The following is a 25408-nucleotide window of genomic DNA, read 5'->3' as shown; positions in this document are numbered from 1 at the left end:
CTTCATTTTACAGGACTCAGGCTATGAGTTCTTTTTTATTTTCTTCTTACTTGTTGCACTTCAATTGTAAATTCGTCAGATAAAATTCGGCAACTCTCAATAACCACTCTAGGTAAACGAACTAAGTTAAGATTTACCGCCAAGGGATTTGAAAAATACTTTACCGAGGACTGGAAGCTAGGTACCGCTAAGTTGGTCCACAGTCGGGGTAAGTGGTTTTTGCATATTGGTATCACAAAGAAAACCAGTGATTTCAATTCCAAGGATAATCCTCAAATTGTGGGTATTGACCGAGGCCTGCGCTTTCTAGCAACCACCTTTGACAGTGAAGGAAAGACACTATTCTTTGATGGTCAAAAGATCTTATGTAAGCGGAAGAAGTTCTTAGAGATTCGTCGGCAATTACAAAGCAAGGGGACCAGGTCCGCCAAAAGGAAGTTGAAGCAACTAGCTCAACGAGAGAACCGCTGGATGACCGACGTCAATCACTGGTTAGCTAAGACACTCGTTGCGGCATATGGGTCGCATACACTTTTTGTTTTGGAAGATTTAACTAACGTGACGTTTAACACCGATGACCTGCCTAAATCCCTACGAAACAACCATCGTTCCTGGGCTTTCTTTCAACTAGAGTCTTTCTTAACATATAAGGCTCAGGCCATTCAGAGTATCGTTGCGAAGGTCAATCCGGCGTTCACCTCGCAACGCTGTCCTAAGTGTGGACTAGTTGAGAAGGCCAACCGCCATCACGAGACTCACGAATATTGGTGTGTCCGATGCCAATATCGTTGTAACGATGACCGATTAGGAGCCATGAATATTGCGGCACTTGGTCAAGAATGGCTGAGTGGCGTCAAGCATCCAAAGATTACGAAACTAACAGCTATTGGGTAGATCCCGATAGCTAAACGGGTAGCTATCAATTACCCGATGATGTTGCCACTACGAGTAGAAGTGCCTAACTGGCACGTCGGACTACTGTGTCGTCAGACACGTGAGCGATAAGCCTCTGAATTCATTTAGGGGCAATTGACTTAGGAGGCCAAAACGTGTTACAGGAGCTTTCAATTAAAAATTTTGCGATTATCGACCAGCTGGACGTCGCCTTTAAGAAGGGCATGACGGTTCTGACCGGGGAAACCGGTGCTGGGAAGTCCATTATCATTGATGCGGTGGGCTTGTTGGCCGGAGGCCGCGGCTCAGCCAACTTTGTGCGGACTGGAACCGATAAGGCCATCATTCAAGGGAGCTTTTCGTTTCCTCACGGTGGGGCCACCTATCGCGTTTTAGATGACCTAGGAATTGATCACGATGATGGGAGCGTCATTTTACAGCGTGAAATTCATCAGAATGGTCGCAACACCTGTCGGGTCAATGGGATGTTGGTTAACACCAATACCTTGAAACGGATTGGTGAAACGGCCGTCGATATTCACGGGCAAAACGAGCATCAGGAACTCATGCAGCCAGAAAAACATCTGGGGATGCTCGATGAGTTCGCCGGGGATAAGATTGCTGACTTACGCCAGCGCTATCAAGAGACTTATCAGCGTTATGTGCAGGTTCAAGCCACGTTGGAAAATAAGCGGACCAACGAAAAAGAGTGGGCTCAGCACCTCGATATGCTGAAGTTTCAGGTCAATGAAATCGAATCTGCTAATCTACAGGCTGGTGAAGAGACGGAGTTGATTGCGGAGCGGGATCGCTTGGACAATTTCCAGAAGATCAACGATGGACTACAGCGGACGCAACTCCTGTTGTCGGGCGAGGATACGACCCCCGGAGCGAACGATCAAATTAGCAATGCCATGCAGGCTATGCAGGCCATTGCGGACTTTGATCCCGCTTTTAAACAGATTGCCAGTAGCCTAGAGACGGCCTACTATGCCCTAAATGATGCCGTGGGGGACGTCTCCTCTCAACTGGATCTGTTGGAATGGGACGAGGGTCGTTTGGATGAAATTGAACGCCGTTTGGACGTCATTAACCAACTGAAGCGTAAGTACGGTGATTCTGAAGAACAAGTGTTGAGCTACTTTGACAAGATTTCTGTGGAGCTGAAACAGATGCAATCGACTGACGAACAGGCCGATGATTTGGAAGGTCAGGTTGCTGAACAACGGTCGGCTCTGTTACAGATTGGTGAACAGCTCAGTAAGGCCAGAAAACAAGCCGCTACCAAGTTAGAGGCCGCCATTCATGGTGAGTTGGCAGACCTCTACATGGATAAGACGGTTTTTGCCGTGCACTTTACGCGGTCGAAGGGCCAACCGATTTTAAGCACGGGGCTGGATCACGTGGAATTTTATCTACGGACCAATCCTGGTGAGGCTATGCGGCCGTTAGCTAAGATTGCTTCCGGTGGGGAACTTTCCCGAATCATGCTCGCGCTGAAGACGATTTTCTCCGAGTCGCAGGGTGTGACGTCGATTATTTTTGATGAGGTCGATACCGGGGTCAGTGGCCGAGTTGCTCAGGCAATTGCTGAAAAAATCAGTGGTATTGCCCGGGCCTCACAGGTGCTCTGCATTACGCATTTGCCACAGGTGGCGGCGATGGCCGACCACCACTACTTCATTGCGAAGAAGATTGTGGGTGAGCGGACCGAAACGAGCTTGACCCGTTTGGGTAATAAGGCGCGGGTCGATGAAATTGCCCGGATGTCTGCCGGCACGCAGGTAACAAAGTTAGCGTTGGAACATGCTAGCGAACTGCTGGGATTGGCGGATGAGGCCAAGACCAAACGAAATAAACAGAAAACGAAGCACATAAATTAGCTATTCAATGAATGGTTCAGAGGTGCAGAAGCTAATTTTAGGACTGGGCAACCAGTCTTTTTTAATGCCGTAATTCACACAGGCAGTAGTTAATTTAGGGATTAGTTCAGGTTGCTATTAAATTTATATTTAATTTATACCACTTTTTGGATTATACTTAAGTTAATTAAAGTAACAAACCAGAAGAGGTGTGGCATCATGGGAAAGAAATTGGCGGTATGGAGTTTAGGTTTTTTAGTTACTTTTATAGTTTTATTTGGTTTTCAGGGGTCCGCGTCAGCAGCAGATAGTATTGACGGTCAGGTGCAGGGGCTAGATGCACCTAGCAAAATTATGGAACAAACTGGTGATAGTAATACCTACACGGAAGTGCCAAAGGATTCACCACTGCTTTCCGGTCAGAACTATCAATTGTATTATGATTGGACGGTAACGAATGGGACCAAAATCAAGGATGGTGACACAGCCACCGTTACTTTGCCGACAACAGCTGGTCATGGGCCAATCGGTTTTGATGTTAAGACTGGTGACCAGTCAGCGACGACTATTGGTAGGTTTTCGATTGACGCTGATGCTACGACGGGGGAAATCACCTTTAATGATCAGCTCGCTAACGCGAATACCTATAATAAAGGCACGATGAAAATTAACGTAACTGGAAAAGGTACGGACACTTCTGGTGGCGGAAATGATTATGTGATTGCCAAGAACGGTTGGGTTCAAAAGGATGATTATGATGCGAATAATATTCCGACCCAAGTTGTTTGGCAGATTGTCTTTAATCCCAAAGATGAAAATATGGGGACGGTGACGTTAACGGATGATCTCGGTGGCTATCAGAGCTTTGATAGTGAACAGGGTGTTACGGCAAAAGATGAAGACGGGAATAAACTAACGCCAACCGTCGAGGTGACCGGGTCACAAATAAAGATGGTGTTTAAAAACGTCACCAAGAAAGTTACGCTCTCTTACTTCGCCAAAGTTGATTCTAGTAGCTTGACTGGACAAACGGGTGGCTACTTTGGAAATTATGTAGGCTTGGAAGCTGAAGACGGTGAAACGGGAAGTGCCGGAACTGGTTCTGGTTCCGGTTCAAATCCATCTACACCGGATGTAATAGCTAATACCCATAAGGACGCTCCGTGGGGCGGTAGCGCAGAAATTGATGTGACGTACATTGGCAGTGTGACGTTGACTAAAAAGGACGCGACTACGGGCAGTCTTTTACCTGGTGCAACTTATACACTCCAGAAGAAGAACAGTGATGGCTTGTTTACTGATTATCAGACCCATTTGGTCACAGATTCAAAGGGACAAATTAATAGTACGTCCTTGGAAGTAGGTGACTATCAGTTTGTTGAAACGGCGGCGCCTAAAGGCTATCAAATAAATCCAGCAACAGTGCCATTTAGCGTTGGACCACAAAACACAAATTCACACGTGGATGTATCGCAGACAGATACCCAAGGTTCCGTAACTTTGACCAAGATAGACAAGGATTCGGGCGAGAAGTTAAAGGGGGCCGTGTTCCAGTTGGCTGATAAGGACGGCAATGCCATTGGCACCAATACTTATACAACTGGGGACGACGGGACGTTTACTGTAAATGATCTGGCTCCAGGAACGTACGAATTCGTCGAAACGACAGCACCAACTGGGTATAAGATTGGAGAACCTAAGCAATTTACAATTGGCGATACGGAAACCAATCAGGCTGTGGCGGTTACTCAAGAAGATACGTTTAGTGGTCAAACTGGCGGTTCTTCGGCCCCGTCTTCAATCACGTCTTCGAGCTCATCTTCAGAACCAACTAAGAATCCCACTCCAGGACCTACACCAGGACCTACACCAGGACCTACACCAGGACCAACTCCTGCACCCAGTTCTTCTAGCGATAGTTCGTCCGAGTCCAATGACACAGTAAGTAGCGGCACGACAACTAAGAAGAGTAAGGTCAAGAAAGTGGTATCGTCATCCACCAGTTCTCCCGACAACAGTGGTATGACCGGTGCAACTGCAACACCAAGTGCTAGTTCGTCATCTAAGCATCCTGGTGGAGACGGGAATATTATCTCAGCAGCCAAGCATCTATTACCACAGACTAGTGAAGCCAAGAGCATCTTTGCCGTTTTAGGCGGTGTCTTGTTGCTCGGCTTTGGCCTTAGTTTCTGGCAGTGGCGACATGAACGTCGCAACTAAATAGTGATTAATGTGAAATCAGCTGGGCCGATAGCTTAGCTGATTTTTCTGTCAACAGCCGTTAAGAGACAAAAAACGACCACGGTAGAAATAGCTTTCTATCGTGGTCGTTAGTGACTAACTTATTTAATGCGTTGGACTGACCGGAGCAGGTTTTCTGCAACGATGGTGGTCAACTGTTCGGTTTGTTTTAAAATGAGGTGACCAGCGGCGTCTTGCTTCAAATGGCCAATGGCCGTAGCGGGGGCAACGTCTGGTGCGCTCTTAAATTGTAGCCGGACTAAGTAGTGGCGGTCGAGTGCCTGTTGAATAAAATAGCTGAGTTGAGTTACGGGCATCTGGGGCTGAACAACTTCACCATCAATGACGGGAAGACTACTGAACAGTTCCTTGTAAACCGTGGCGACCCGATCAGACAGGGCGGCACCGGTTGCGTTTAAGTTTTGCATGCTGATCACCTCGAACATTTGTTTGTATTTATATTATACGAACACACGTTTGAAATAGCAAGCCTTTTTGTTCTCTTTCAAATAATTTGTGTGATTTACGACTTTTTTCGAGAAACTAAGACCGAATGTCCCTTTTCAACGCTGAATAGTGGTAATATAGTATCCTATAGATTATAGTTCAAGTCAGGTAATTCTGGCTTTAAACGGGTCGGTAAGCCTGAGTCGACGATTAAGGCTTACGTTCCCATAAATAAATATTTATTGAAGGGATTTTTAAACGATGGCTAAACGTGGAATGCTCATTGTTCTCTCCGGTCCTTCCGGAGTCGGCAAAGGAACCGTTCGCAAGGCGTTATTTGAGACCGGTGCGACAGACTTTTCTTACTCCATTTCGATGACGACTCGTCAACCGCGAGAAGGCGAAGTCAACGGCGTCGATTATTACTTTGTCTCCAAGGAGGAATTTGAGGAGAATATTCGTAACGGTGAGATGCTGGAGTACGCCAAGTATGTTGACAACTACTATGGTACCCCGTTAAAATATGTAAATGAGACCCTAGACCAGGGAAAAGATGTTTTCTTGGAAATTGAAGTCAATGGTGCCATGCAGGTTCGCGCAAACTGCCCAGATGCAGTCTTCGTGTTCCTGACGCCACCAGACTTGATGGAATTGAAGCATCGCCTGATTGGTCGGGGAACGGACGCCATGGACGTCATTAACAAGCGAATCAAGAAGGCCGTTGGTGAAATTCGGATGATGCGCAACTACGATTACGCCGTGGTAAACGACGAGGTCACGAAGGCGGTCGACCGGATTCAGATGATTATTCGGAGCGAACGGTTACGGGTAACCCGGGTCATGCCGGATTACGAACAAATGATTGGAGACGAATAAAAAATGCTACTCTATCCCTCAGTTGATGATTTATTAGCACAAGTGGATTCACGGTATTCTTTGATTATGCTGGCTAGCAAGCGGGCACACGAATTAGACGCCGGCGCTAAGCCACTTTTGACCGACTACAAGTCGCCTAAGACGATTGGCCGGGCCCTTGAAGAAATTGCGGCCGGAGCTTTAATGATTGATCCGGACGAAAAGGATCTGGACGCCTAGTTTTGGCGCTTCAGTAAGAACCAGGTTGCCGTTTGGTAATCTGGCTTTTTTTATCATAAAACGTTTAATGGAGGGGAACCATGTTTGAAGAAAAGCACATTACGTTAACCGTTGGTGGCAGCGTTGCGAGTTATAAGGCCGCCACACTTGCTAGAGATTTACAGCGCGCTGGTGCCGACGTCCGTATCGTTTTAACGGCCGCCGCTGCCAAGTTTATTACCGCGGCGACTTTTGCGGCACTGACTAAGCATCCGGTGCTGACCGAGGCTGGTTGGTGGCAGGCCGATGGTAACATCGACCATATCGAACTGGCCGACTGGACTGACCTGGCGATTGCGGCCCCCGCTTCAGCCAATCTCATGGCACAACTGGCCAACGGATTAGCCGATAACGTAGCGAGTGCCACTTGGTTAGCGACGGCGGCACCTAAAGTCGTGGTTCCCGCCATGAACAGCCACATGTGGCAGGCACCAGCTACCCAGCGTAACTATCGCCAGCTACAGGCCGATGGCGTACACGTTTTGACGCCTGCTACCGGGGCCTTGGCTGAGGGATATTCTGGTCAAGGTCGGTTCCTGGAACCCGCCGACATTGTGACCCAAGTTAATGGTCTGGCCCTGTTCGGGGAACAGACTTTAGCTGGTAAATCTGTCATCGTCACGGCTGGGGGGACGCGTGAACGTTTGGATCCTGTTCGCTTCCTAACCAACGATTCTTCCGGTAAAATGGGGTATGCCGTGGCTACTGCCGCTCAGCGAGCGGGGGCAACGGTGACATTGATCACCGCACCGACTAACTTAACCGTGCCAGCTGGCGTGACCGTCGTGCCGATTCAGAGTACCACAGACTTGTCCAACGCCGTTTTGGAACGTTTCCCTAAGGCGGATGCACTAGTCATGGCCGCTGCCGTCGCGGACTTTCAACCCGAAACAACCGCTGATCAGAAAATCAAAAAGACGCCAGCTAACGACGAATTAATTTTAAAATTAAAGAAAACACCAGATATCTTAAAGCAGGTCGCCGGCATCAAGCGGCCCGACCAAGTGACCATTGGTTTTGCGGCTGAGACGCAAAATCTGTTGGCTAACGGTCAAAAGAAACTGGCTAGCAAGTCCTTAGACCTGTTAGCTGCTAACGACGTCTCCCGTAAGGACATTGGCTTTAACGGGGATGACAATCAGGTCACCTTCATTTCACCAGATGGCAGCACGGATCAGACGCCTAAGGCCAGCAAAGCCATTATTGCGACGGCCCTCGTGGACCGCTTAGCACAATTATTAGTGAAAAAGTGAGGTGACACACCATGGCCCAGATTGGCCAAGTATTAGTGGACGTTCCCACCATGCAAACGAACGACCCTTATTCCTACGCCATCCCAGCCGAACTTGAACATCAGGTTGAGGTCGGCATGCGGGTCACGGTTCCCTTTGGCCGCGGTAAACGGGTAGTTTCCGGTGTGGTCGTGGGTTTGAGTGACGTCACCAATTTCGACGGGCAGTTGAAGTCCATTCAAAGTGTGCTCGACTTGGCGCCCGTCTTGAATACAGAGTTACAACAATTAGCCGATTGGCTGGCCGATACGACCTATGCCTTTCGAATCACCTGCATTCAAACCATGTTGCCCAACTTGCTGAAGGCACAGACGGAACGCTTTATTCAGCCAACGACGTCCTTGACGGCGGCTGAAATGGCCACGTACTTTCCGGACGGTGCTCCTCGTGAATTTGACGCGGCGAAGCTCGATGATCAGACTGTGTCTGGTTTGTTAAAACTTCAGCGTGCGGGCAAGGTGGAAGTGGTCTATCAGGTCAAGGACCGGGCAGCCGCCAAGACCACAACTGGGATTACGCCAGCATTACCCGTTTCTAAATTGCAGGAGATTCAAGCAACGGTTGCGAAGAAGGCCCCTAAACAGGCTGATTTATTGGCGTACCTGCAGACGATGACGGCCGAGACACCGGTCGCACAGGCCCAAATTGTGCACCGGGCGGGCGTCAGTGCGGCAGTCATCAATACGGCTGCTGACAAAGGCTGGCTCACCAAGCAGCAGATTGAGGTTTACCGCGATCCATTCCATCAACCGGTGAAACCGACCCAACCTTTAAAACTAAACGCTGAGCAACAGGTAGCCGTCGACCAGATTATGACGGCGATCGACCAACAGAAAGTTCAAAACTTCTTGGTCGAAGGAGTTACCGGTAGTGGAAAGACAGAGGTGTATCTCCAAAGCATTGCCGTTGCCTTGGATCAGGGACGCACAGCGCTGATGTTGGTCCCAGAAATTGCGTTGACACCGCAAATGGTCAACCGCGTGAAAGCCCGGTTTGGCCAACGCGTGGCGGTCTTACACAGTGGCTTGTCTAAGGGTGAACAGTATGACGAATGGCGCCGCATCGACAGTGGTGAAGCCACCGTTGTTGTGGGTGCCCGTTCAGCCGTGTTTGCGCCCGTCAAGAATCTGGGCATTATTATTATGGATGAGGAACATGAAAGTAGTTATAAGCAGGATGAAAATCCGCGCTACCACGCTCGTGACGTTGCGCTCTGGCGGGGGCAATACAACCAATGCCCCGTCGTGTTAGGCAGTGCGACCCCGTCCTTGGAGACGCGAGCCCGAGCTGCCAAGGGCCTGTACACGCGGCTTGTGTTGGCTAAACGGGTCAATGACCGGCCGTTGCCCCCCGTGCACATCGTTGATATGCGCGAGGAAGTCAAGCAGCGAAGTGAGGGCGACTTCTCACAGCCGTTGCTCACAGCCATTCAAACGCGGTTGGATCGGCACGAACAGATTGTTTTAATGCTGAACCGGCGGGGTTTTTCTTCCTTTGTCATGTGTCGGGACTGTGGGTTTGTGTTGAAATGTCCCAACTGTGATATCTCGTTGACCCTTCACATGGATACACACACCATGAAGTGCCATTACTGTGGGCATGAGGAAGCCATTCCCCACGTTTGTCCGAACTGCCACAGCCGCAAGATTCGGTACTACGGCACTGGGACGCAAAAGGTGGAACAAGCCCTGCAACGCGAGTTTCCTAGCGCTAACATTCTCCGGATGGACGTTGACTCTACCCGGCGAAAGGGTGCCCACGAACGAATCTTGCAGAAATTTGGTAAGCACGAAGCAGATATCCTACTCGGGACGCAAATGATTGCCAAGGGATTAGATTTTCCTAACGTCACGCTGGTTGGGGTGCTAAACGCCGATACTGCCCTGGGTCTACCAGACTTTCGGGCGAGTGAACGAACCTTTCAGCTGTTGACTCAGGTCAGTGGACGGGCTGGACGGGCTAGCAAGCCTGGTGAGGTCTTCATTCAGACGTTTAATCCGGACCATTACGCCATTCAATTGGCACAGCAACAAGATTACGAGCGGTTCTTCGTTACCGAGATGCACATGCGGCATCAGGGGAGCTACCCGCCGTACTACTTTGCGGTCCAGCTGACGGCAAGTCACGAGGAAGAAGCGGTGGCGGCCAAAGCCATGTTTCAAATCGTGGCGGCTCTAAAGAAGGGGCTTAGTCCCGATGCCATTATTCTGGGACCTACGCCCAAGGCGATTGCACGGGTCAAGCGGAAGTATTATTATCAAGTTGTGATCAAATATAAGCAAGAACCGCAATTAAAGCCAGTTCTCGAGCAGATTCGACAGGCCGCCCAGGTGCCAGCTCGGCACGGTTTGTCCGTAACGATTGATTCAGAACCAATGAATTTTATGTAGATAAAGAAAGTATGGTGCAAGATGACTTCAGTAATTTTTATGGGGACTCCCCAATTTTCAGCGCCCATTCTGAGTAGTTTAATTGAACACGACTACGACGTTTTGGCCGTAGTGACCCAACCGGATCGCCGCGTTGGTCGAAAGCACGTGTTGACGGCTTCACCAGTCAAACAGGTCGCTGTTGACCACAACATTGAGGTTCTCCAACCCGAAAAGATTTCGGGTAGTCCAGAGATGCAGCGAGCAATTGATCTCGCGCCGGACTTAATTGTCACAGCGGCGTTTGGCCAATTCTTGCCAACGAAGCTGTTGAAGGCAGCTAAGGTGGCGGCGGTCAACGTGCACGCCTCTTTGTTGCCAAAGTACCGCGGTGGTGCGCCAGTCCACTACGCCATCATGAATGGTGATAAGGAGACTGGGGTTTCCATCATGTTCATGGAAAAGAAAATGGATGCCGGTGATATTCTTTCACAAAAGGCCATGCCCATCACGGACCAGGATGACGTTGGGAGTATGTTTGATAAGCTCAGTGACTTGGGTCGCGACCTTCTTTTGGAGACGCTGCCTAAGCTGTTAGCCGGTGAAATTACGCCGGTGAAGCAGGATGAGGATCTGGTCAGCTTCTCACCAACCATTAAGTCCGACGAGGAACGGGTCGACATTACGTTAAGTGCCCGGTTGTTTGACTGCAAGGTGCGGGCATTACGGCCATTTCCAACGGCTCATATTTACCTAAATGGCGTCCGGACTAAGCTCTGGCGGGTGGCTATCTTAGACGAACAGACTGATCTTAAACCCGGTCAAGTTGTGAGTCGCGATAAGCACCATTTGGCAATTGCAACTGGGGAACACGGTGTTATCAGTCTGGAAGAATTACAGCCAGCAGGGAAACCAAAATTAAGTATTACAGACTTTCTAAACGGGACCACGGATGAATTAGCCGTTGGTGAACAGGTGGCAGAATAATGACGAAAAATACAACTCCTCGGGCCTTAGCGGTCGAGGCTTTAACACGGGTCGCTAACGGGGCCTACTCAAACTTACAACTGGAACAAACTCTGGAAAGTCACGCGTTGAGTGACGTTGATCGGCGGTTCGTGACCAACTTGGTCTACGGGACGATTCAACACCGATTGACCCTGGAATACTATTTGGAAGGTTTCATTAAGCCAAACCAAAAAGTCTTGCCTTGGGTAAAAATGACGTTGCTAGTGGCGCTCTATCAAGAAATCTATTTGGATCGGGTGCCCAAGCGGGCCATCTTTAACGAGGCCATTCAATTGGCTAAGGACCGGGGCCATGAAGGTATCCGGCGGTTTGTCACGGGTGTCCTTCACGCCATTGACCGTCAAGGTTTGCCCGACATTGCGGCCATCAAGGACCCAACCAAGCGTTTAAGCCTGCAGTACTCGGTTCCCGAATGGCTGATCACGGCCTTGCAGGAACAAGTTGGTGCCGACAAGACCTTGAAGATCTTAGAGACAATCAACCAACCAGCTGAACAATCCGTGCGGGTCAACGTTGCTGTTACCACGGTTGAAGCCGTTGAACAGGCGTTGAACGACGAAGGCTACACGGTCACTCACAGTGAAGTGGCGGGGGATGCCTTCCGTTTGGACGATGCCGCAGCTAACCAAAGCAAAGCATTTGCCGACGGTCGCCTGACGATTCAAGATGAGAGTGCGATGTTACCAGTAGAAGCTTTACAAATTCGACCTGGTGACCAAGTGCTAGATGCCTGTGCGGCACCTGGTGGGAAGACCACACAAATCGCAGCGCACCTCGACGCCCATTCTGGTGGTAAGGTCACTGCTTTGGATCTGCATCCCAAGAAGGTGGCTTTGATTGAAGCCAACGCAGAACGACTCCACGTGGCTGACCGCGTGGATGCCGTAGCCTTGGATGCGCGGGAAATCGACCAGGCTTATCCTAAGAAGATGTTCGACCGAATTTTAGTCGATGCACCTTGTTCTGGGTTAGGTTTGATTCGCCGGAAACCAGAAATCCGTTACGAAAAAACGCCTGAGGATATCCAATCATTACAACGCGTACAATTAGGAATTTTGGATGCCGTGAGCGCTAAGGTTAAGCCTAATGGTATCTTGGTCTACAGTACCTGCACCATTTTGGACACGGAAAACACGGACGTGGCCACCAAGTTCTTGGCGGACCATCCTGAATTTGAGTCCATGCGGGTCGAGACTAGTCAACAACTGAAAGATGATCGCACGACCGATACCTTAAAGATCTATCCGGATGATTTTGATTCCGATGGCTTCTTCGTGAGTGCCTTTCGTCGTAAGAAGTAGGGGTGAGTGCTAATGGAAGTCGCATACCGAACGTCCATTGGGAAGCAACGCAATGATAACGAAGACTACGTCGATGTCTACACCAACCAAGCTGGCCAACATCTGGCCATTATTGCGGATGGCATCGGCGGTCACCAGGGGGGCGACGTGGCTAGTGCCATGGCAGTGTCCCACCTGGGCCATGAGTTTGAACAGACGAACTTAACTACTCCTGCGGCTGCGCGCGACTGGATCACCACCGAAATCACGGCGGAAAATCAGTCGATCATTGATAAGTCCAACCAGTTTGCGGATCTGAACGGCATGGGGACTACCTTGGTAGCGGCCCTATACTTCACGGACGAGGTCGTGATTGCCAGCATTGGTGATTCACGGGCTTACCTCCTGCGAGATGACGTCTTACGCCAACTAACTGAAGACCATTCGCTGGTCAATGAGTTGGTTAAGCGTGGTGAAATCAGTAAGCAGGCCGCCCGGCACCATCCCCAAAAGAACGTCATCATTCGTTCACTGGGAATCTCAACGGACGCCCGCTTTGATCTCAACACGTACCCGTTAGTCATGGGCGACCAACTCATGCTTTGTACCGATGGCTTGACCAATATGGTCGATGATGCGGCCATTAAGGACGTGTTGTTAAGTGACCTGACACCTGCTGAAAAATGTGATGACTTGGTTAACTTAGCTAATGCTGCCGGTGGTTTGGACAATATTACGGTCTTATTGATCACCAACCTGGGGCGGGAGGTGGCTGACTAATGCGGACCGGTTATACGCTAAATGGCCGCTACCGTATCATCCGCGCTTTGGGCGAAGGCGGTATGGCCAACGTTTATTTAGCACATGATTTGATTCTTGACCGGGATGTCTCGGTCAAGCTACTGCGACTCGATTTAAGAGACGATCCCGGGACGATTCGGCGGTTCCAGCGTGAAGCGTTGGCGGCCACCGAACTCGTCCATTCCAACATCGTTCAGGTCTACGACGTGGGCGAGGAAAATGGGATGCAGTACCTGGTCATGGAGTACGTCGAGGGGACCGATCTGAAGGCGTACATCAAGGATCATTTTCCAATTGCCTATCAAGAAGTCATCCAGATCATGGAGCAGATTCTAAGCGCCGTGAAGATGGCCCATGAACACAACATTATTCACCGGGACTTGAAGCCCCAAAACATTCTGATCGACCGCAACCGGGTGGCTAAAATTACTGATTTTGGGATTGCGGTTGCACTGTCAGAACACAGCTTGACGCAGACCAATACTGTCTTGGGCTCCGTTCACTACCTGTCACCTGAACAGGCCCGTGGAGGAATGGCAACGAAACAGTCCGACATCTATTCGTTGGGCATCATGCTTTACGAAATGTTGACGGGTACCGTACCTTTTGAAGGTGAGACGGCTGTTTCCATTGCCCTGAAGCACTTCCAGTCGGAAATCCCGTCTGTCAGAGACATTGACCCTCGGATTCCCCAGGCGTTGGAAAATGTCGTCTTGAAGGCGACGTCTAAACGACCAGCGGACCGCTACGCCGATGTTGAAAGCATGGCGGAAGACTTGAAGACGTCGTTGTCACCCAAACGGGCGGGCGAGGTTAAATTTGTGCCAGCCAATGACGATGATGGTGAGACGAAGGTCTTGCCGGCGAGTGCGTTAAGTTCCGCACCGTTACCCGCTTCTGCGGCCGCCAAGTCTGAACCAGAAGACTCATCTGCGGTGGCCACTAAATCGCAAGATGAGTCGTCACCGGCTAAGGGCAAAAAGAAACGAAAGAAGTCTCGGCACCCCCGTCGGCGCAAATTCTTGCTGGCTGGGTTGGTCGCATTGCTACTAATCTTGGGTGTTTTAATTGGCATGGCCATTTTTAAGCCTCAGATGACCAGTGTGCCAAGCGTCATTGGTCAGAAGGAGGCCACGGCGCGTACCGAGCTTAAAACGGCGCATTTGACCGTCGGTGAGGTCCACAAGACGGCTAGCAGCAAGGTTAAGGTCAACCGAGTTGTTCGGACGGAACCACGTTCAGGAACGCAGCTCAAACGGCAGTCGGCAGTCGACCTGTGGATCAGCACGGGTCCTAAGCGATTCAAGCTGGGCAACTACCAGGGCGATTCGTACGCGAGCACGGCAGCCAAACTGGAGGCGTTGGGCTTCACGGTTCGCCGTGAGTCCGTGCATTCCAGTAGCGTGCCGGCTGGAAAAATTATCCAGCAGAGCATTGCGGCTGGCAAAAATGTCGTCCCAGCAAACAGCGACATGACCTTTAGTGTGTCGACTGGTTCTGCGACCGTCACGTTGGCTGATCTCTCAAACAAGACAAAAGCACAAGCGCAGAAGTATGCCACTGATCACAACTTGAACCTGGCCTTCCAGTACGCCTATTCGACTGACGTTGCCAAGAATCACGTCATTAAGCAGTCACCTGGTGAGGGCGCCGTGGTCCACGAAGGTGATGAGGTGACGCTGACGATTTCGCGTGGTGAACAAAAGGCCGATAGCACGAGTACCGACAAGTTCAGTGTTAACGTTAAGATTCCATTTGATGATAGTTCAGATGAGAGCGATGCTACCGATGATTCAGATAGCAGTAGCAGCAGTTCTTCGTCGACGTCCAACCTGGTTCAGATTTATTTGAAGGATCAGGATCACGGGTTAAGTTCAATCTACAAACAGATGACGATTACGGCGGACACGACGGTGACCCTGCCATTTACGGTAGCGGCGGGCAAATCGGGCGCTTATAAGGTCGTTCGTGACGGCCACGTCATTGCTTCAGATAATCATGTCACGAAAAATTAGGAAAAAGCCTGCATTTAACGCTCAGTTCTTTTATAATGAAAGAGGACTGAGTTTTTGTGTAGAATCAGCCAGATAGAAACACAAGGATAAAGGAGGTGCTGCATGTCAGAAGGACAAATTCGCCAATCGCTGAGCGGCTTCTATGACGTTTTCAGTGACGGTAAAATGTACCGTACCCGTGCGCGGGGGAATTTTCGCAAGCGGCGGATCACACCATTGGTGGGAGACCGCGTGACGTTTGAGAGTTCGACGCCCAAGGAAGGCTACATTTTAGAAATCTTACCGCGGGACAATTCATTGACCCGGCCACCCGTTTCTAACATTGATCAGGGAGTCGTCGTGACGGCGGTCGCGGCGCCGGAATTTTCGACCAATTTGTTGGATCGTCAGCTGATTGCACTTGAGGTCAGTGGTATTCAGCCAGTCATCTACTTTACGAAGACTGACTTGATCGAAGATGCCCGGTACCAGGAGTTTGAAGAACTGGCAGCGGGCTACCGAAAGATCGGTTATCAGGTGTGCTTGACCCGGGAACCATTTGCGACGGCAGGTCTAGATCAACTGAAGGCCACGCTGGCTGACAAGGAGACCGTGATTATGGGACAGACCGGTGCGGGGAAGTCCACACTGCTGAACCACATTTCACCAGAGCTAACGTTGGCGACCGGTGAGATTTCCACGGCCTTGAATCGGGGCCGGCATACGACGCGTAAAGTGAGTCTGATGCCGGTGGCCGGCGGGTTAGTGGCCGATACGCCAGGGTTTTCGTCATACGATACCTTGACCATCGATTACCGGGAGCTTGGGCAGTATTTCCCAGAGTTCTTGGCCCTATCCAGTGGGTGTCGTTTCCGGGGATGTATTCACGTCAATGAGCCAGGGTGTGCTGTCAAGGACGCCTTAGCCGCTGGCGATTTAATGCAAAGCCGGTACGATAACTACCTGTTATTACTTACGTTGTTAAAGAATCAAAAACCAATTTATAACAAGAAGAAATGAGGAAGAGAATTTATGATTAAAGTAGCGCCTTCAATTTTAAGTGCCGATTACGTCAACTTACAACCAGATATCGAAAAGGTGGACCAAGCTGGAGCAGAGGTCTTACACATCGACATCATGGACGGTAGCTTCGTCCCTGCATTATCTTACGGTCCAGGTTGGGTCAAGGCGATTCGGCCAATCACGAAGATGGTCTTAGACGTTCACATGATGGTTCAAAACCCAGAACGTTACGTTGAAGACTTTGCCAAGGCTGGCGCTGACATCATCGGTGTCCACGTTGAAGCTACGCCACACATTCATCGGGCCTTACAAATGATCCAAAACGCTGGTGCTACGCCAGAGGTTGTTATCAACCCTGGGACACCAGTTTCCGCCATCCTGCCAGTCTTAGACATGGTTGGCCAAGTCTTGGTCATGACCGTTAACCCTGGTTTTGGTGGTCAGAAGTTCTTACAAAGCACTGTTTCCAAGATTGCTGAATTGGACGCAATCAAGAAGGAAAAAGGCTACGACTTCGATATCGAAGTTGATGGTGGAGTCAACGACCAAACCGTTGTTGACTGTGCCAAGGCTGGTGCGACCGTTGCAGTGGCTGGTTCATACGTCTTCAACGCAGACGACCCAGCTGCTCGGATCAAAGCCTTAAAGGACGCAACGAAGTAATGCCACGGGGCGGAACGTTTAATCTACTCGTGGGCGGTCCCAAGGCTAATTGGCCGGCCGACTTCGCTGAGAATATCGTTGGCCCCTGGATTGGCGTTGACCGGGGGACGTTACGGTTGATCGATAATAATGTCCAGCCGGTAGCTGCTATTGGGGACTTTGACTCCCTGGCAGCGCCGGAGTTGCAACGGGTGCGTCGGAATGTGAAAGACATTCGGCAATCCCAACCTGAAAAGGATTTTACGGATACACAAATGGCGGTGTCAGTTGCGTTTAACGACTATGCTGCTGAACGGGTAGACATTTACGGTGCCACCGGTGGTCGAATCGACCATTTTCTGGCCAACTTGTTTTTGGTGTTGGAACCGCAATTTAAGGCTTATGCCAGTCAGATTCGTCTGATCGATAAGCAAAATACGATTTCGTTCTACCTACCGGGTCATTACACGTTGGAGAAGGAGCCTGATAAAAATTATCTGGCGTTCATTCCTTTAACCCCCATTGACCATTTAAGTCTGATCAATGAAAAGTATCAGCTACACAATGAACCGATTCCGTATCCGATTTCGTTTGCTAGCAATGAGTTTGTGGGGAAGACTGGTGAATTTCAGTTCGACACCGGTTTACTCTGCGTTATTCAAAGCTGTGATACTTACGAAGCTCGGCATGAATAAGGCTCTTGCTTAAAAACACCAGTAATTGCGACCTCTGTTGGTTGCGATTACTGGTGTTTTTTGGATTGTGACTGTACCGCGCCGCCTGCGGCTGCCAGGACTGGGGCCGGCTGTGGGGGGCGCTTCCTGCCTGAGAAGCGGTCCTCCAGCTCAACTTGAAGCCTTCCGCAGACCACGCAAGTCTCCAAGCTTGCCCCATGCTGTAAGTCCGGGCAGAGCCCCCCCGAACTAACACCATCGACACCGCCGGTCCCAGTCCTGGCAACCTCCGGCTACAGTGACGTATTTTGAAATATTAGGTGGTTGGTTGTGACATAGTAAGAGTGGTTTGCAATCTGATCAAACTGATATAGCGAAATGGGTGGTCGTTAATGCAGGGGGTAAGTTAACTTTTTGCAGAATTGCTAGATTGTATTGAAGTAGAATGGAATAATATTTTTATTTTGGTTCAACATTTTTAATAGAAATTTGATTTTGAGAGCCAATTTCTTCGATTATTAAGTATTATTTGCCTTTTTTCCATATATCTGGAAAAAGTAAGGGGATACGCGGCTGGTTAGATAATGTAACATTTGACTTACGCCTGTTGTAGCCGGCCAATGGGGTAATTTTAGTAAATAGCTAAAGATTGAAAGTACTGAAACAGCCACTATGCCTGATACAACAAGGATTGGTTATTGGGGCTTAATCAGACATAGTGGGAAATTACCGCTTTATCGTTCGCCAAATTTGGATTAGAACGCCAATAATACTCAGTAAGTACGGTCATTCAGGCATTTAAGCTAGCTTAGATGCCAAGCACCCGTTTAACCGGAGGTGGTCAGAGGTGGAGCCAGCTGTGTCGACGGTGTTAGCCGATTTTCGGCTTACAGCGTGGGACGTGTTTGGAGACTGGTGGTTTTCCAGGCTTCAAACCGAGCTGGAGGACCGTTTCTCAGGCCGGAGGCGTTCCCCACAGCAGGCGGAATCTCTGACCGCCACAGGTGGCTTGATAACGGCTTTTGAACTTTCAACCTTTAGTAAATAACAGTAAATCAAACAAAAATTGATTAGCGGATACATGAAACCTTTTCACTCGAAGTTGCAGTGATAACCGCTTTCAAGTGGAGGAGACACAAAAAAAGCACGAACCAGCGAACTGGCTCGTGCTTTTTCTTATATAACCGTGTTTATAACTAAACGCGGGTTACATTACCTGATTTCAGAGTCCGGGCAGAAATCCAGACCTTCTTCGGCTTACCGTCCACCAAGATGCGAACCTTTTGCAAGTTCGGCTTCCAAGCGCGACGAGATGAATTTAAAGCGTGGGAACGCTTGTTACCGAAGCGCGTCCGCTTACCGTTGATAAAATCCTTTGCCATGGCGTAAACCCTCCTTTGTGGATTCATTACTTTAAAAAAGCAGTGCTTTTTACTCACCTGACTAATTTACCATACTATTTTGCGGAACGCAATATTTTCTTTCAAGTAAATTTGCTTGACACTTATTTACCGTCAGGGCGTGCTTTTAAGAGTTCCTATTTCTATTTTGGCGCGGGTTGTGGTAAGATTAATTTCTGTTAAGATTCTACAACCAGACAAGGAGGCTATTTCCATGGCCGTAAAGATTAAGACTCAGTACGGAACAATTGATATCACGAATGAAGTGATTGCGACCGTAGTTGGGGGTGCCGCGACTGATAATTATGGTGTCGTGGGCATGGCAAGCAAAAATCAAATCCGTGACAACGTTAACGATATTTTACGGCGGGAGAACTACGCCCGCGGTGTTGTTGTGCGACAGGAAGAAAATGGCGTAGCAATTGACGTCTTCATTATCGTCAGCTACGGAACCAAAATTTCTGAAGTATCACGGAACGTTCAATCTAAAGTTAAATATAACCTGGAAACGATGCTGGGAGTTAACGCAAACTCAGTAAACGTCATTGTTCAAGGGGTGCGGGTGTTGGCTGATTAGCCAGACGTACTGAAATCAAGGAGGATACTTAGTTGAAAGTAACAGAAATTACTAATCTTGAGTTTGGTAAGATGGTCCAAGCCGCCTCGCAAAAACTAAACCAGAATGCCGATTTTATTAACTCACTAAACGTTTTCCCTGTTCCAGATGGGGACACGGGAACCAACATGAGCCTTTCCCTGCAAAGTGGGGCCAAGTACGAACGTGACTTGGACAGCACTGCCGTTGGGGCGTTAGCAACTGCTTTAGCTAAAGGGTTGTTAATGGGAGCTCGTGGGAACTCTGGGGTTATTTTGTCCCAGATTTTCCGTGGATTCTCTAAAAAGTTGGCTGATAAGCAAACTTTAACCGCCCAAGACCTGGCGGATGGCTTCGCAGCAGGTGCAGAAACAGCTTATAAGGCTGTTATGAAGCCTACTGAGGGAACTATCCTGACTGTTGTGCGTGAAGGCGCACAGGCCGGCTTAAACACAGCTAAGAAGTCTGACGACGTTTTGGCTGTGATGGATGCCGTCTTTGAAGCGGCCAAAACTGCTTTGGCAACGACGCCGGACTTACTTCCCGTCTTAAAGCAAGTCGGTGTGGTCGATTCCGGTGGTCAGGGGCTGACCTTTGTTTTGGAAGCCTTTAATGACTCCCTGAACGGGCGTGTCGCTGAAGAAGGCGACTACAAGCCTGATGACGCTGAAATGGATGAAATGATCGATGCGACCCACCACCAAAGTGTGCAAGGGAAGCTTGATCCTAACAGTATCAAGTTCGGTTACTGTACCGAAATCATGGTTCGTATCGGCCGCGGTAAGCAGGTCGATCATGACTTTGATTACGATACCTTCTACGACTACTTGGCTGACTTAGGGGATTCCTTACTGGTCGTTAACGATGACGAAATCGTCAAGGTTCACGTCCACACGGAACACCCTGGTAAGGTAATTGCTTGGGGCCAAGAATTTGGTGACTTAGCCAAGGTCAAGGTCGACAACATGCGGATGCAACAGGAAACTATCATGGAACATGATGATGCCCCTGCTGATTCTGCCGTTGCTACGGCAACTGCTGAAGAAGCTCCCGCTGACACGGCCATCATTGCCATCACTGCTGGTGATGGGTTAGCGACGTTGTTCAAGAGTTTAGGTGTGACCCACGTGGTTAACGGTGGTCAGACCATGAACCCAAGTACCCAGGACATCGTGGACGCCATCAACCAAAGCAAGGCTAAGCGGGCCATTGTCTTGCCTAACAACAAGAACATTTTCTTAGCTGCCGAACAAGCAGCTAAGGTCGCCGATGTGCCAGCTGTTATTGTGCATTCTAAGACGGTTTCACAAGGCATGACGGCTATGCTGGGTTACAACCCGGATGCCGAGTTAGACGAAAACCAAGAAGCAATGGAAGACAACCTGTCTGCTGTTAAGAGTGGTCAGGTAACGCATGCCATTCGTGATACCCAACTTGATGGGTTTGACATCAAGGAAGGGAACTTCATGGGAATTGTCGATGGGACGATCAAGGTAACCGACGCGGATCTTTTGACCACGGCGGTCGACACGGTCAAGGCCATGCTCGATGATGAAAGTGAAATTATAACGATTATTTATGGTGCCGATACGACGGCTGAAGTTGCAGAACAATTGCAAGCACAGGTCGAAGCGTTGGACGATGACTTAGAAACAGAAGTTCATGAAGGGGACCAACCGGTTTACCCATTCTTGATTTCGGTTGAATAACCGGTGTACGAAAAAAGATTGGGCTAATGGTCCAGTCTTTTTTTCGCATTAGTTAGCCATGATGGGAGGGAAAATCAATGGCAAGTTTAAGCGATAGTGTGGCCTCCCTAGCCGGGGTGGGTCCCAAACGCGTTCAGGCGTTGAAGAGTCTGGATATTGAAAACATCAACGATCTTTTGACCTACTTTCCCTTCCGTTATGAGGATTTGGAGGCCAAGGACCCTGCTGAGTTGACGGACCAGGCCAAGGTCACCCTCAAAGGGACCGTGGCCGCCATGCCCGTTTTAACCCGGTTCGGACGAAAGAAAAACCGATTGAACTTTCGGTTACTAGTCGATGAGCACACGATTATTCCGGTGACCTTCTTTAACCAGCCTTGGCTCAAGGACCAGTTGGAAGTGGGGGCGGAATTGGTCATCTATGGTCGTTTTGATGCGAAACGACAAAGCTTGGCAGGCATGAAGATTTTGGCTAGTGCGGACAGCGGGATGGGGTCGATCTACCCGGCCAACAAGGAAATCCGGCAGGGAACCGTCAAAAAACTGGTAGAATCGGCCTATGAGGACTATTCGCCAGTGATCGTTGACCTGATTCCGGAGGCCCTACGTGAGCAATATCGGCTGTTACACCGCCGAGAAATGATTCACGACATGCATTTTCCAGCGGATGATGCGGCGGCCCAAGCGGCTCGGCGAACGGCGAAGTTCGAGGAATTTTATCTCTTTGAATTGCGTCTGCAAATCGTTCGGCAACAGGATCACACGTTGCACGGCCAGGCTTTTCACTATGACCTGGCGAAATTAAAGGCCTTTATTGACTCGCTGCCATATGAACTGACCGCTGCCCAAAAGCGTGTGGTCAACGAAATTTGTTTCGACCTGAAGCGTCCCGTTCACATGAATCGGCTGTTGCAGGGTGACGTTGGGAGTGGGAAGACTGTGGTAGCGGCTATTGCCATGTACGCTGCCATTACTGCCGGTGCGCAAGCCGCACTGATGGCGCCCACTGAAATTCTAGCCGAACAACATGCCAATAATTTGGCCAAGTTGTTTGCGGACTTTCCGGTGAACGTGGCCCTGTTAACGGGGGCCACCAAGGCCGCGGCCCGTAAGACGTTGTTGCCTCAGATTGCTGAGGGCGGGGTGGACCTCTTGATTGGAACTCACGCCCTGATTCAGCCGGAAGTGACCTATCATCATTTAGGCTTGGCGGTGATCGATGAACAACACCGCTTTGGGGTCAATCAACGGCAAGCACTGCGTGAAAAGGGTCGGCAACCGGATGTCTTGGCAATGACGGCGACCCCCATTCCGCGAACCCTGGCCATCACGGCCTACGGGGAAATGGACGTGTCAGTCATTAACGAGCTACCAGCAGGTCGGCAACCGATTAAAACGAGTTGGATTCGGAGTAATCAGGTGGACGCCACGTTGCGTGAGGTCAAAGCGGAACTCAGCACGGGGTCCCAGGCGTACGTGGTTACGCCGCTGATTGAGGAATCCGAGGCCGTTGACATGAAAAATGCGGAGGCCATCTATGCGCGGTTCAAAGAAGAGTTTGAACCCGACTATAAGGTGGGCCTGCTACATGGACGGATGAAAGATGACGAAAAAAACGCCATCATGGCGGCGTTTAAGGCCAATGAATTCCAAGTGTTAGTGGCAACGACCGTGATTGAAGTCGGGGTCGATGTCCCCAACGCCACGTTGATGATCATCTATGACGCCGATCACTTTGGCCTCTCACAGCTGCATCAGTTACGTGGCCGGGTCGGTCGGGGGTCACGAGCTTCGGCTTGTATCCTGATTGCTGACCCCAAAAACCAATTGGCAATTGAACGAATGACAACCATGACCAGTACCAACGATGGCTTCGTGCTTTCTCAAAAGGATTTGGAATTACGGGGTCCCGGTGATATTCTGGGAAGAAAGCAGTCCGGGGTGCCTGACTTTAAAGTGGGTGATCCCGTAGCAGACCTCAATATTTTGAGTGCAGCTCAGCAGGCGGCTAAGGAAACAGTGTCGTCACCAAACTGGGCAGATAAGGATCAAAACTTAGCGTTGGCGGCCTTCCTCAGCATGACCGCTCACAAAAATATGACGATGGATTAACCAAAGGAGACTACTCATGAAAATTGCCGTTGACGCAATGGGCGGTGACTACGCCCCAGATGAAATTGTTAAAGGAATCGAACTCGCACGGAATGCCTATCCCGACCTAGAATTTTTGCTCTACGGTCAGGAAGAAAAGGTAGCGCCCCTGTTAACAGATAAGACGCGGATCAGGTTAATTCCGGCACCAGAGGTCATCGCAATGGAAGACGAACCCGTCCGGGCAGTTCGGCGTAAAAAGCAATCTAGTATCGTATTGGCTGCGACAGCTGTTCGGGAAGGCGAGGCGGACGCTTTCTTTTCTGCCGGCAATACCGGAGCTGTTCTGGCGGCAGGGTTGTTGATTGTTGGCAGAATCAAGGGGATTGAACGGCCGGGTCTGACGACCACCCTGCCTGTTTTACGCAAGCCAGATCAGTCTAGTTTTGTGATGTTGGACGTGGGGGCAAACGCTGATACGAAGCCATTTAATGTGGTCCAGTACGCCGTTATGGGTCAGTATTACGCGCAATCTGTCATGCACGTGGCAAATCCACGGGTCGGGCTCTTAAACAACGGGACCGAAGCTGACAAAGGGGATATGGCGCATCGTGCCATCTACGAAGCGCTATCCGGCATGGATGAATTGAACTTCGTTGGGAACGTGGAATCTCGTGAGCTTTTAAATGGCGCTGCTGACGTGGTCGTGACCGATGGGTTCACTGGGAACGCAACGCTTAAGGCCATTGAAGGCACCGCATTATCTATGCTGAAACTGATCAAGGGTGAAATCATGAGTGGTGGCCTGGGCGGCAAGTTAGGCGCTGGTCTTTTGAAGCCCGTCTTCAAGAACGTGCAGAGTGCCATGGATTACTCACAATATGGTGGTGCTGTTTTGCTGGGACTGAAGGCGCCCGTTGTGAAGACGCATGGGTCAACCAAGGCGCCAACTGTGAAGAATACAATTGGCCAGATTCGTGAGCTTTTGGCTAGCCACAGTGCTGATCAGTTGGTAACTTACTTTGCTGATCATACCGACCAGATGGCTGCACTGAAGGAATCTTTGAAATAGTTTCAACCACTAGTTGCTAGGTCAAAGGCTAGAGGTGGGGTCTTCCGCCTCCGGTTGCCAGGACAGGCACCGGCTGTGGGGCCGCTTCCGGCCTGGAGAGCGGTCCTCCAGCTCAACTTTTAGCTTCTCGGAAATCACGAGAATCTAAAAGCTTGTCCCGTAATATAGGTCCGGGGGAACCGCCCGTACCAACATTACCGACACTGCCGGTGCCTGTCCTGACAACCTGCGGCTAGTTTAGCTGGGTAATTGACCGGTCATCTAGGTATATTTGTAAGCTGACTTGGGAAGTTTGTCATGTGAGCGGGAGTTAGGTTGCTGTGATATTTGGTCTAAACCTGAGTATGGTACTAGTACTTGCAGTTAATTTTCAGCCGGACAAGACAATTTTATTGGCGCTACCAATTATCTTGGTCAGCCCACTTGACTACTAAAATCAGCCCAGCAACACGGTTCCGCACCAACCTCTGTCGTTAGGTCTATAATTGGCTAGACAAGGGTGGCTAAAACGGTTAGACTACTTATTGAATACTGTGATCGAGGGGTAAAACATGACAAGAGCAGAAATTTTTGACAAGATTGCCGATATCATTGCTGATCGGTTTGAAACCGACCGCGATGCCATCAATGAACAACTCAACTTCAAGCAGGACTTGGATGCGGATTCTATCGATTTCGTTGAATTCGTTTTGGAACTAGAAGATACGTTTGGAGCCGAGATTTCCGATGAAGATGCTGAAAAGTTGAACACCATTGGCGAAGTGGTAGATTACATCGAAGGCCATCAAAAAGAATCAAAATAAGCACTAAGCGAGTCCGGGCCGCAACTTTTCGTCCCGGGCTTTTTCAATCTGATGACG

Annotated in this window: 21 protein-coding genes; 19 read left to right on the top strand and 2 right to left on the bottom strand. The window is 49.8% G+C overall.

The annotated features are described in order from the left end of the window. The first annotated feature begins 63 nt into the window (after window positions 1–63). The 3 genes from EKM87_RS09285 (at window position 64) to EKM87_RS09275 (ending at window position 4976) form a co-directional block, all read left to right on the top strand. Window positions 64–894 (top strand): transposase, encoded by an 831-nt coding sequence (locus EKM87_RS09285; RefSeq protein WP_318530976.1) that lies wholly within the window; start codon window positions 64–66, stop codon window positions 892–894. Window positions 895–1049: 155 nt separating this feature from the next. Next, the gene (gene recN, locus EKM87_RS09280) at window positions 1050–2777 is read left to right on the top strand and encodes a DNA repair protein RecN (RefSeq protein WP_125684066.1); all 1728 of its coding nucleotides are present in this window, start codon (window positions 1050–1052) and stop codon (window positions 2775–2777) included. Window positions 2778–2975: 198 nt separating this feature from the next. Further along, window positions 2976–4976, top strand: a complete 2001-nt coding sequence (locus EKM87_RS09275; protein ID WP_125684064.1) for a SpaA isopeptide-forming pilin-related protein — start codon at window positions 2976–2978, stop codon at window positions 4974–4976. 122 nt (window positions 4977–5098) lie between these two features. Here the strand turns inward: EKM87_RS09275 and EKM87_RS09270 are convergent, their stop codons facing one another. Next, window positions 5099–5425, bottom strand: coding sequence for a hypothetical protein (locus EKM87_RS09270; RefSeq protein WP_125684062.1), 327 nt, complete (start codon window positions 5423–5425; stop codon window positions 5099–5101). Window positions 5426–5705: 280 nt separating this feature from the next. Here EKM87_RS09270 and gmk point away from each other — a divergent pair, with 280 nt between their 5' ends. The 11 genes from gmk to EKM87_RS09215 all read left to right on the top strand — a co-directional run bounded on the left by gmk (window position 5706) and on the right by EKM87_RS09215 (window position 17703). Next, on the top strand, window positions 5706–6320 hold the full coding sequence (gene gmk, locus EKM87_RS09265; protein ID WP_125684060.1) for a guanylate kinase: 615 nt from the start codon (window positions 5706–5708) through the stop codon (window positions 6318–6320). 3 nt (window positions 6321–6323) lie between these two features. After that, the gene (gene rpoZ / locus EKM87_RS09260) at window positions 6324–6539 is read left to right on the top strand and encodes a DNA-directed RNA polymerase subunit omega (RefSeq protein ID WP_061776946.1); all 216 of its coding nucleotides are present in this window, start codon (window positions 6324–6326) and stop codon (window positions 6537–6539) included. A gap of 80 nt (window positions 6540–6619) precedes the next feature. Next, the gene (coaBC, locus tag EKM87_RS09255) at window positions 6620–7831 is read left to right on the top strand and encodes a bifunctional phosphopantothenoylcysteine decarboxylase/phosphopantothenate--cysteine ligase CoaBC (RefSeq protein ID WP_125684058.1); all 1212 of its coding nucleotides are present in this window, start codon (window positions 6620–6622) and stop codon (window positions 7829–7831) included. An 11-nt stretch (window positions 7832–7842) separates the two neighbouring features. Beyond that, window positions 7843–10260: a primosomal protein N' gene (gene priA, locus EKM87_RS09250; RefSeq protein ID WP_125684056.1), complete on the top strand. Its 2418-nt coding sequence runs from the start codon at window positions 7843–7845 to the stop codon at window positions 10258–10260. A 21-nt stretch (window positions 10261–10281) separates the two neighbouring features. Next, window positions 10282–11226: a methionyl-tRNA formyltransferase gene (gene fmt / locus EKM87_RS09245; RefSeq protein WP_125684054.1), complete on the top strand. Its 945-nt coding sequence runs from the start codon at window positions 10282–10284 to the stop codon at window positions 11224–11226. Beyond that, the gene (gene rsmB / locus EKM87_RS09240) at window positions 11226–12569 is read left to right on the top strand and encodes a 16S rRNA (cytosine(967)-C(5))-methyltransferase RsmB (RefSeq protein ID WP_125684052.1); all 1344 of its coding nucleotides are present in this window, start codon (window positions 11226–11228) and stop codon (window positions 12567–12569) included. Before fmt ends, rsmB begins: the two co-directional genes overlap by 1 nt. A gap of 12 nt (window positions 12570–12581) precedes the next feature. After that, on the top strand, window positions 12582–13328 hold the full coding sequence (locus EKM87_RS09235) for a Stp1/IreP family PP2C-type Ser/Thr phosphatase (RefSeq protein ID WP_125684050.1): 747 nt from the start codon (window positions 12582–12584) through the stop codon (window positions 13326–13328). Beyond that, window positions 13328–15364, top strand: coding sequence for a Stk1 family PASTA domain-containing Ser/Thr kinase (gene pknB / locus EKM87_RS09230; protein ID WP_125684048.1), 2037 nt, complete (start codon window positions 13328–13330; stop codon window positions 15362–15364). The genes EKM87_RS09235 and pknB overlap by 1 nt, the downstream gene beginning before the upstream one ends. 102 nt (window positions 15365–15466) lie before the next feature. Continuing rightward, window positions 15467–16363: a ribosome small subunit-dependent GTPase A gene (rsgA, locus tag EKM87_RS09225; RefSeq protein WP_125684046.1), complete on the top strand. Its 897-nt coding sequence runs from the start codon at window positions 15467–15469 to the stop codon at window positions 16361–16363. 12 nt (window positions 16364–16375) lie between these two features. Further along, on the top strand, window positions 16376–17029 hold the full coding sequence (gene rpe / locus EKM87_RS09220) for a ribulose-phosphate 3-epimerase (RefSeq protein ID WP_125684044.1): 654 nt from the start codon (window positions 16376–16378) through the stop codon (window positions 17027–17029). Beyond that, window positions 17029–17703 carry a thiamine diphosphokinase gene (locus EKM87_RS09215; protein ID WP_125684043.1) on the top strand — a complete coding sequence of 225 codons (675 nt, stop codon included), beginning with the start codon at window positions 17029–17031 and terminating at the stop codon, window positions 17701–17703. Before rpe ends, EKM87_RS09215 begins: the two co-directional genes overlap by 1 nt. A 1175-nt stretch (window positions 17704–18878) precedes the next feature. Here the strand turns inward: EKM87_RS09215 and rpmB are convergent. Continuing rightward, window positions 18879–19064, bottom strand: a complete 186-nt coding sequence (rpmB, locus tag EKM87_RS09210) for a 50S ribosomal protein L28 (RefSeq protein ID WP_125684041.1) — start codon at window positions 19062–19064, stop codon at window positions 18879–18881. A 232-nt stretch (window positions 19065–19296) separates the two neighbouring features. Here rpmB and EKM87_RS09205 point away from each other — a divergent pair, with 232 nt between their 5' ends. The 5 genes from EKM87_RS09205 to acpP all read left to right on the top strand — a co-directional run bounded on the left by EKM87_RS09205 (window position 19297) and on the right by acpP (window position 25351). Continuing rightward, window positions 19297–19659: an Asp23/Gls24 family envelope stress response protein gene (locus EKM87_RS09205; protein WP_125684039.1), complete on the top strand. Its 363-nt coding sequence runs from the start codon at window positions 19297–19299 to the stop codon at window positions 19657–19659. Between the two features lie 32 nt (window positions 19660–19691). Beyond that, window positions 19692–21386, top strand: coding sequence for a DAK2 domain-containing protein (locus EKM87_RS09200; RefSeq protein ID WP_125684037.1), 1695 nt, complete (start codon window positions 19692–19694; stop codon window positions 21384–21386). Between the two features lie 77 nt (window positions 21387–21463). Continuing rightward, on the top strand, window positions 21464–23497 hold the full coding sequence (gene recG / locus EKM87_RS09195) for an ATP-dependent DNA helicase RecG (protein ID WP_125684035.1): 2034 nt from the start codon (window positions 21464–21466) through the stop codon (window positions 23495–23497). A 16-nt stretch (window positions 23498–23513) separates the two neighbouring features. Next, window positions 23514–24548, top strand: a complete 1035-nt coding sequence (gene plsX, locus EKM87_RS09190; protein ID WP_125684033.1) for a phosphate acyltransferase PlsX — start codon at window positions 23514–23516, stop codon at window positions 24546–24548. A 551-nt stretch (window positions 24549–25099) separates the two neighbouring features. Next, window positions 25100–25351: an acyl carrier protein gene (gene acpP, locus EKM87_RS09185; protein ID WP_125684031.1), complete on the top strand. Its 252-nt coding sequence runs from the start codon at window positions 25100–25102 to the stop codon at window positions 25349–25351. The last annotated feature ends 57 nt before the right edge of the window (window positions 25352–25408 follow it).

The sequence above is a fragment of the Levilactobacillus yonginensis genome (assembly GCF_003946265.1).
Taxonomy (GTDB): domain Bacteria; phylum Bacillota; class Bacilli; order Lactobacillales; family Lactobacillaceae; genus Levilactobacillus; species Levilactobacillus yonginensis.
Note: the sequence above shows the minus strand (reverse complement) of the source record. Positions and strands in the feature narration are given on the sequence as shown.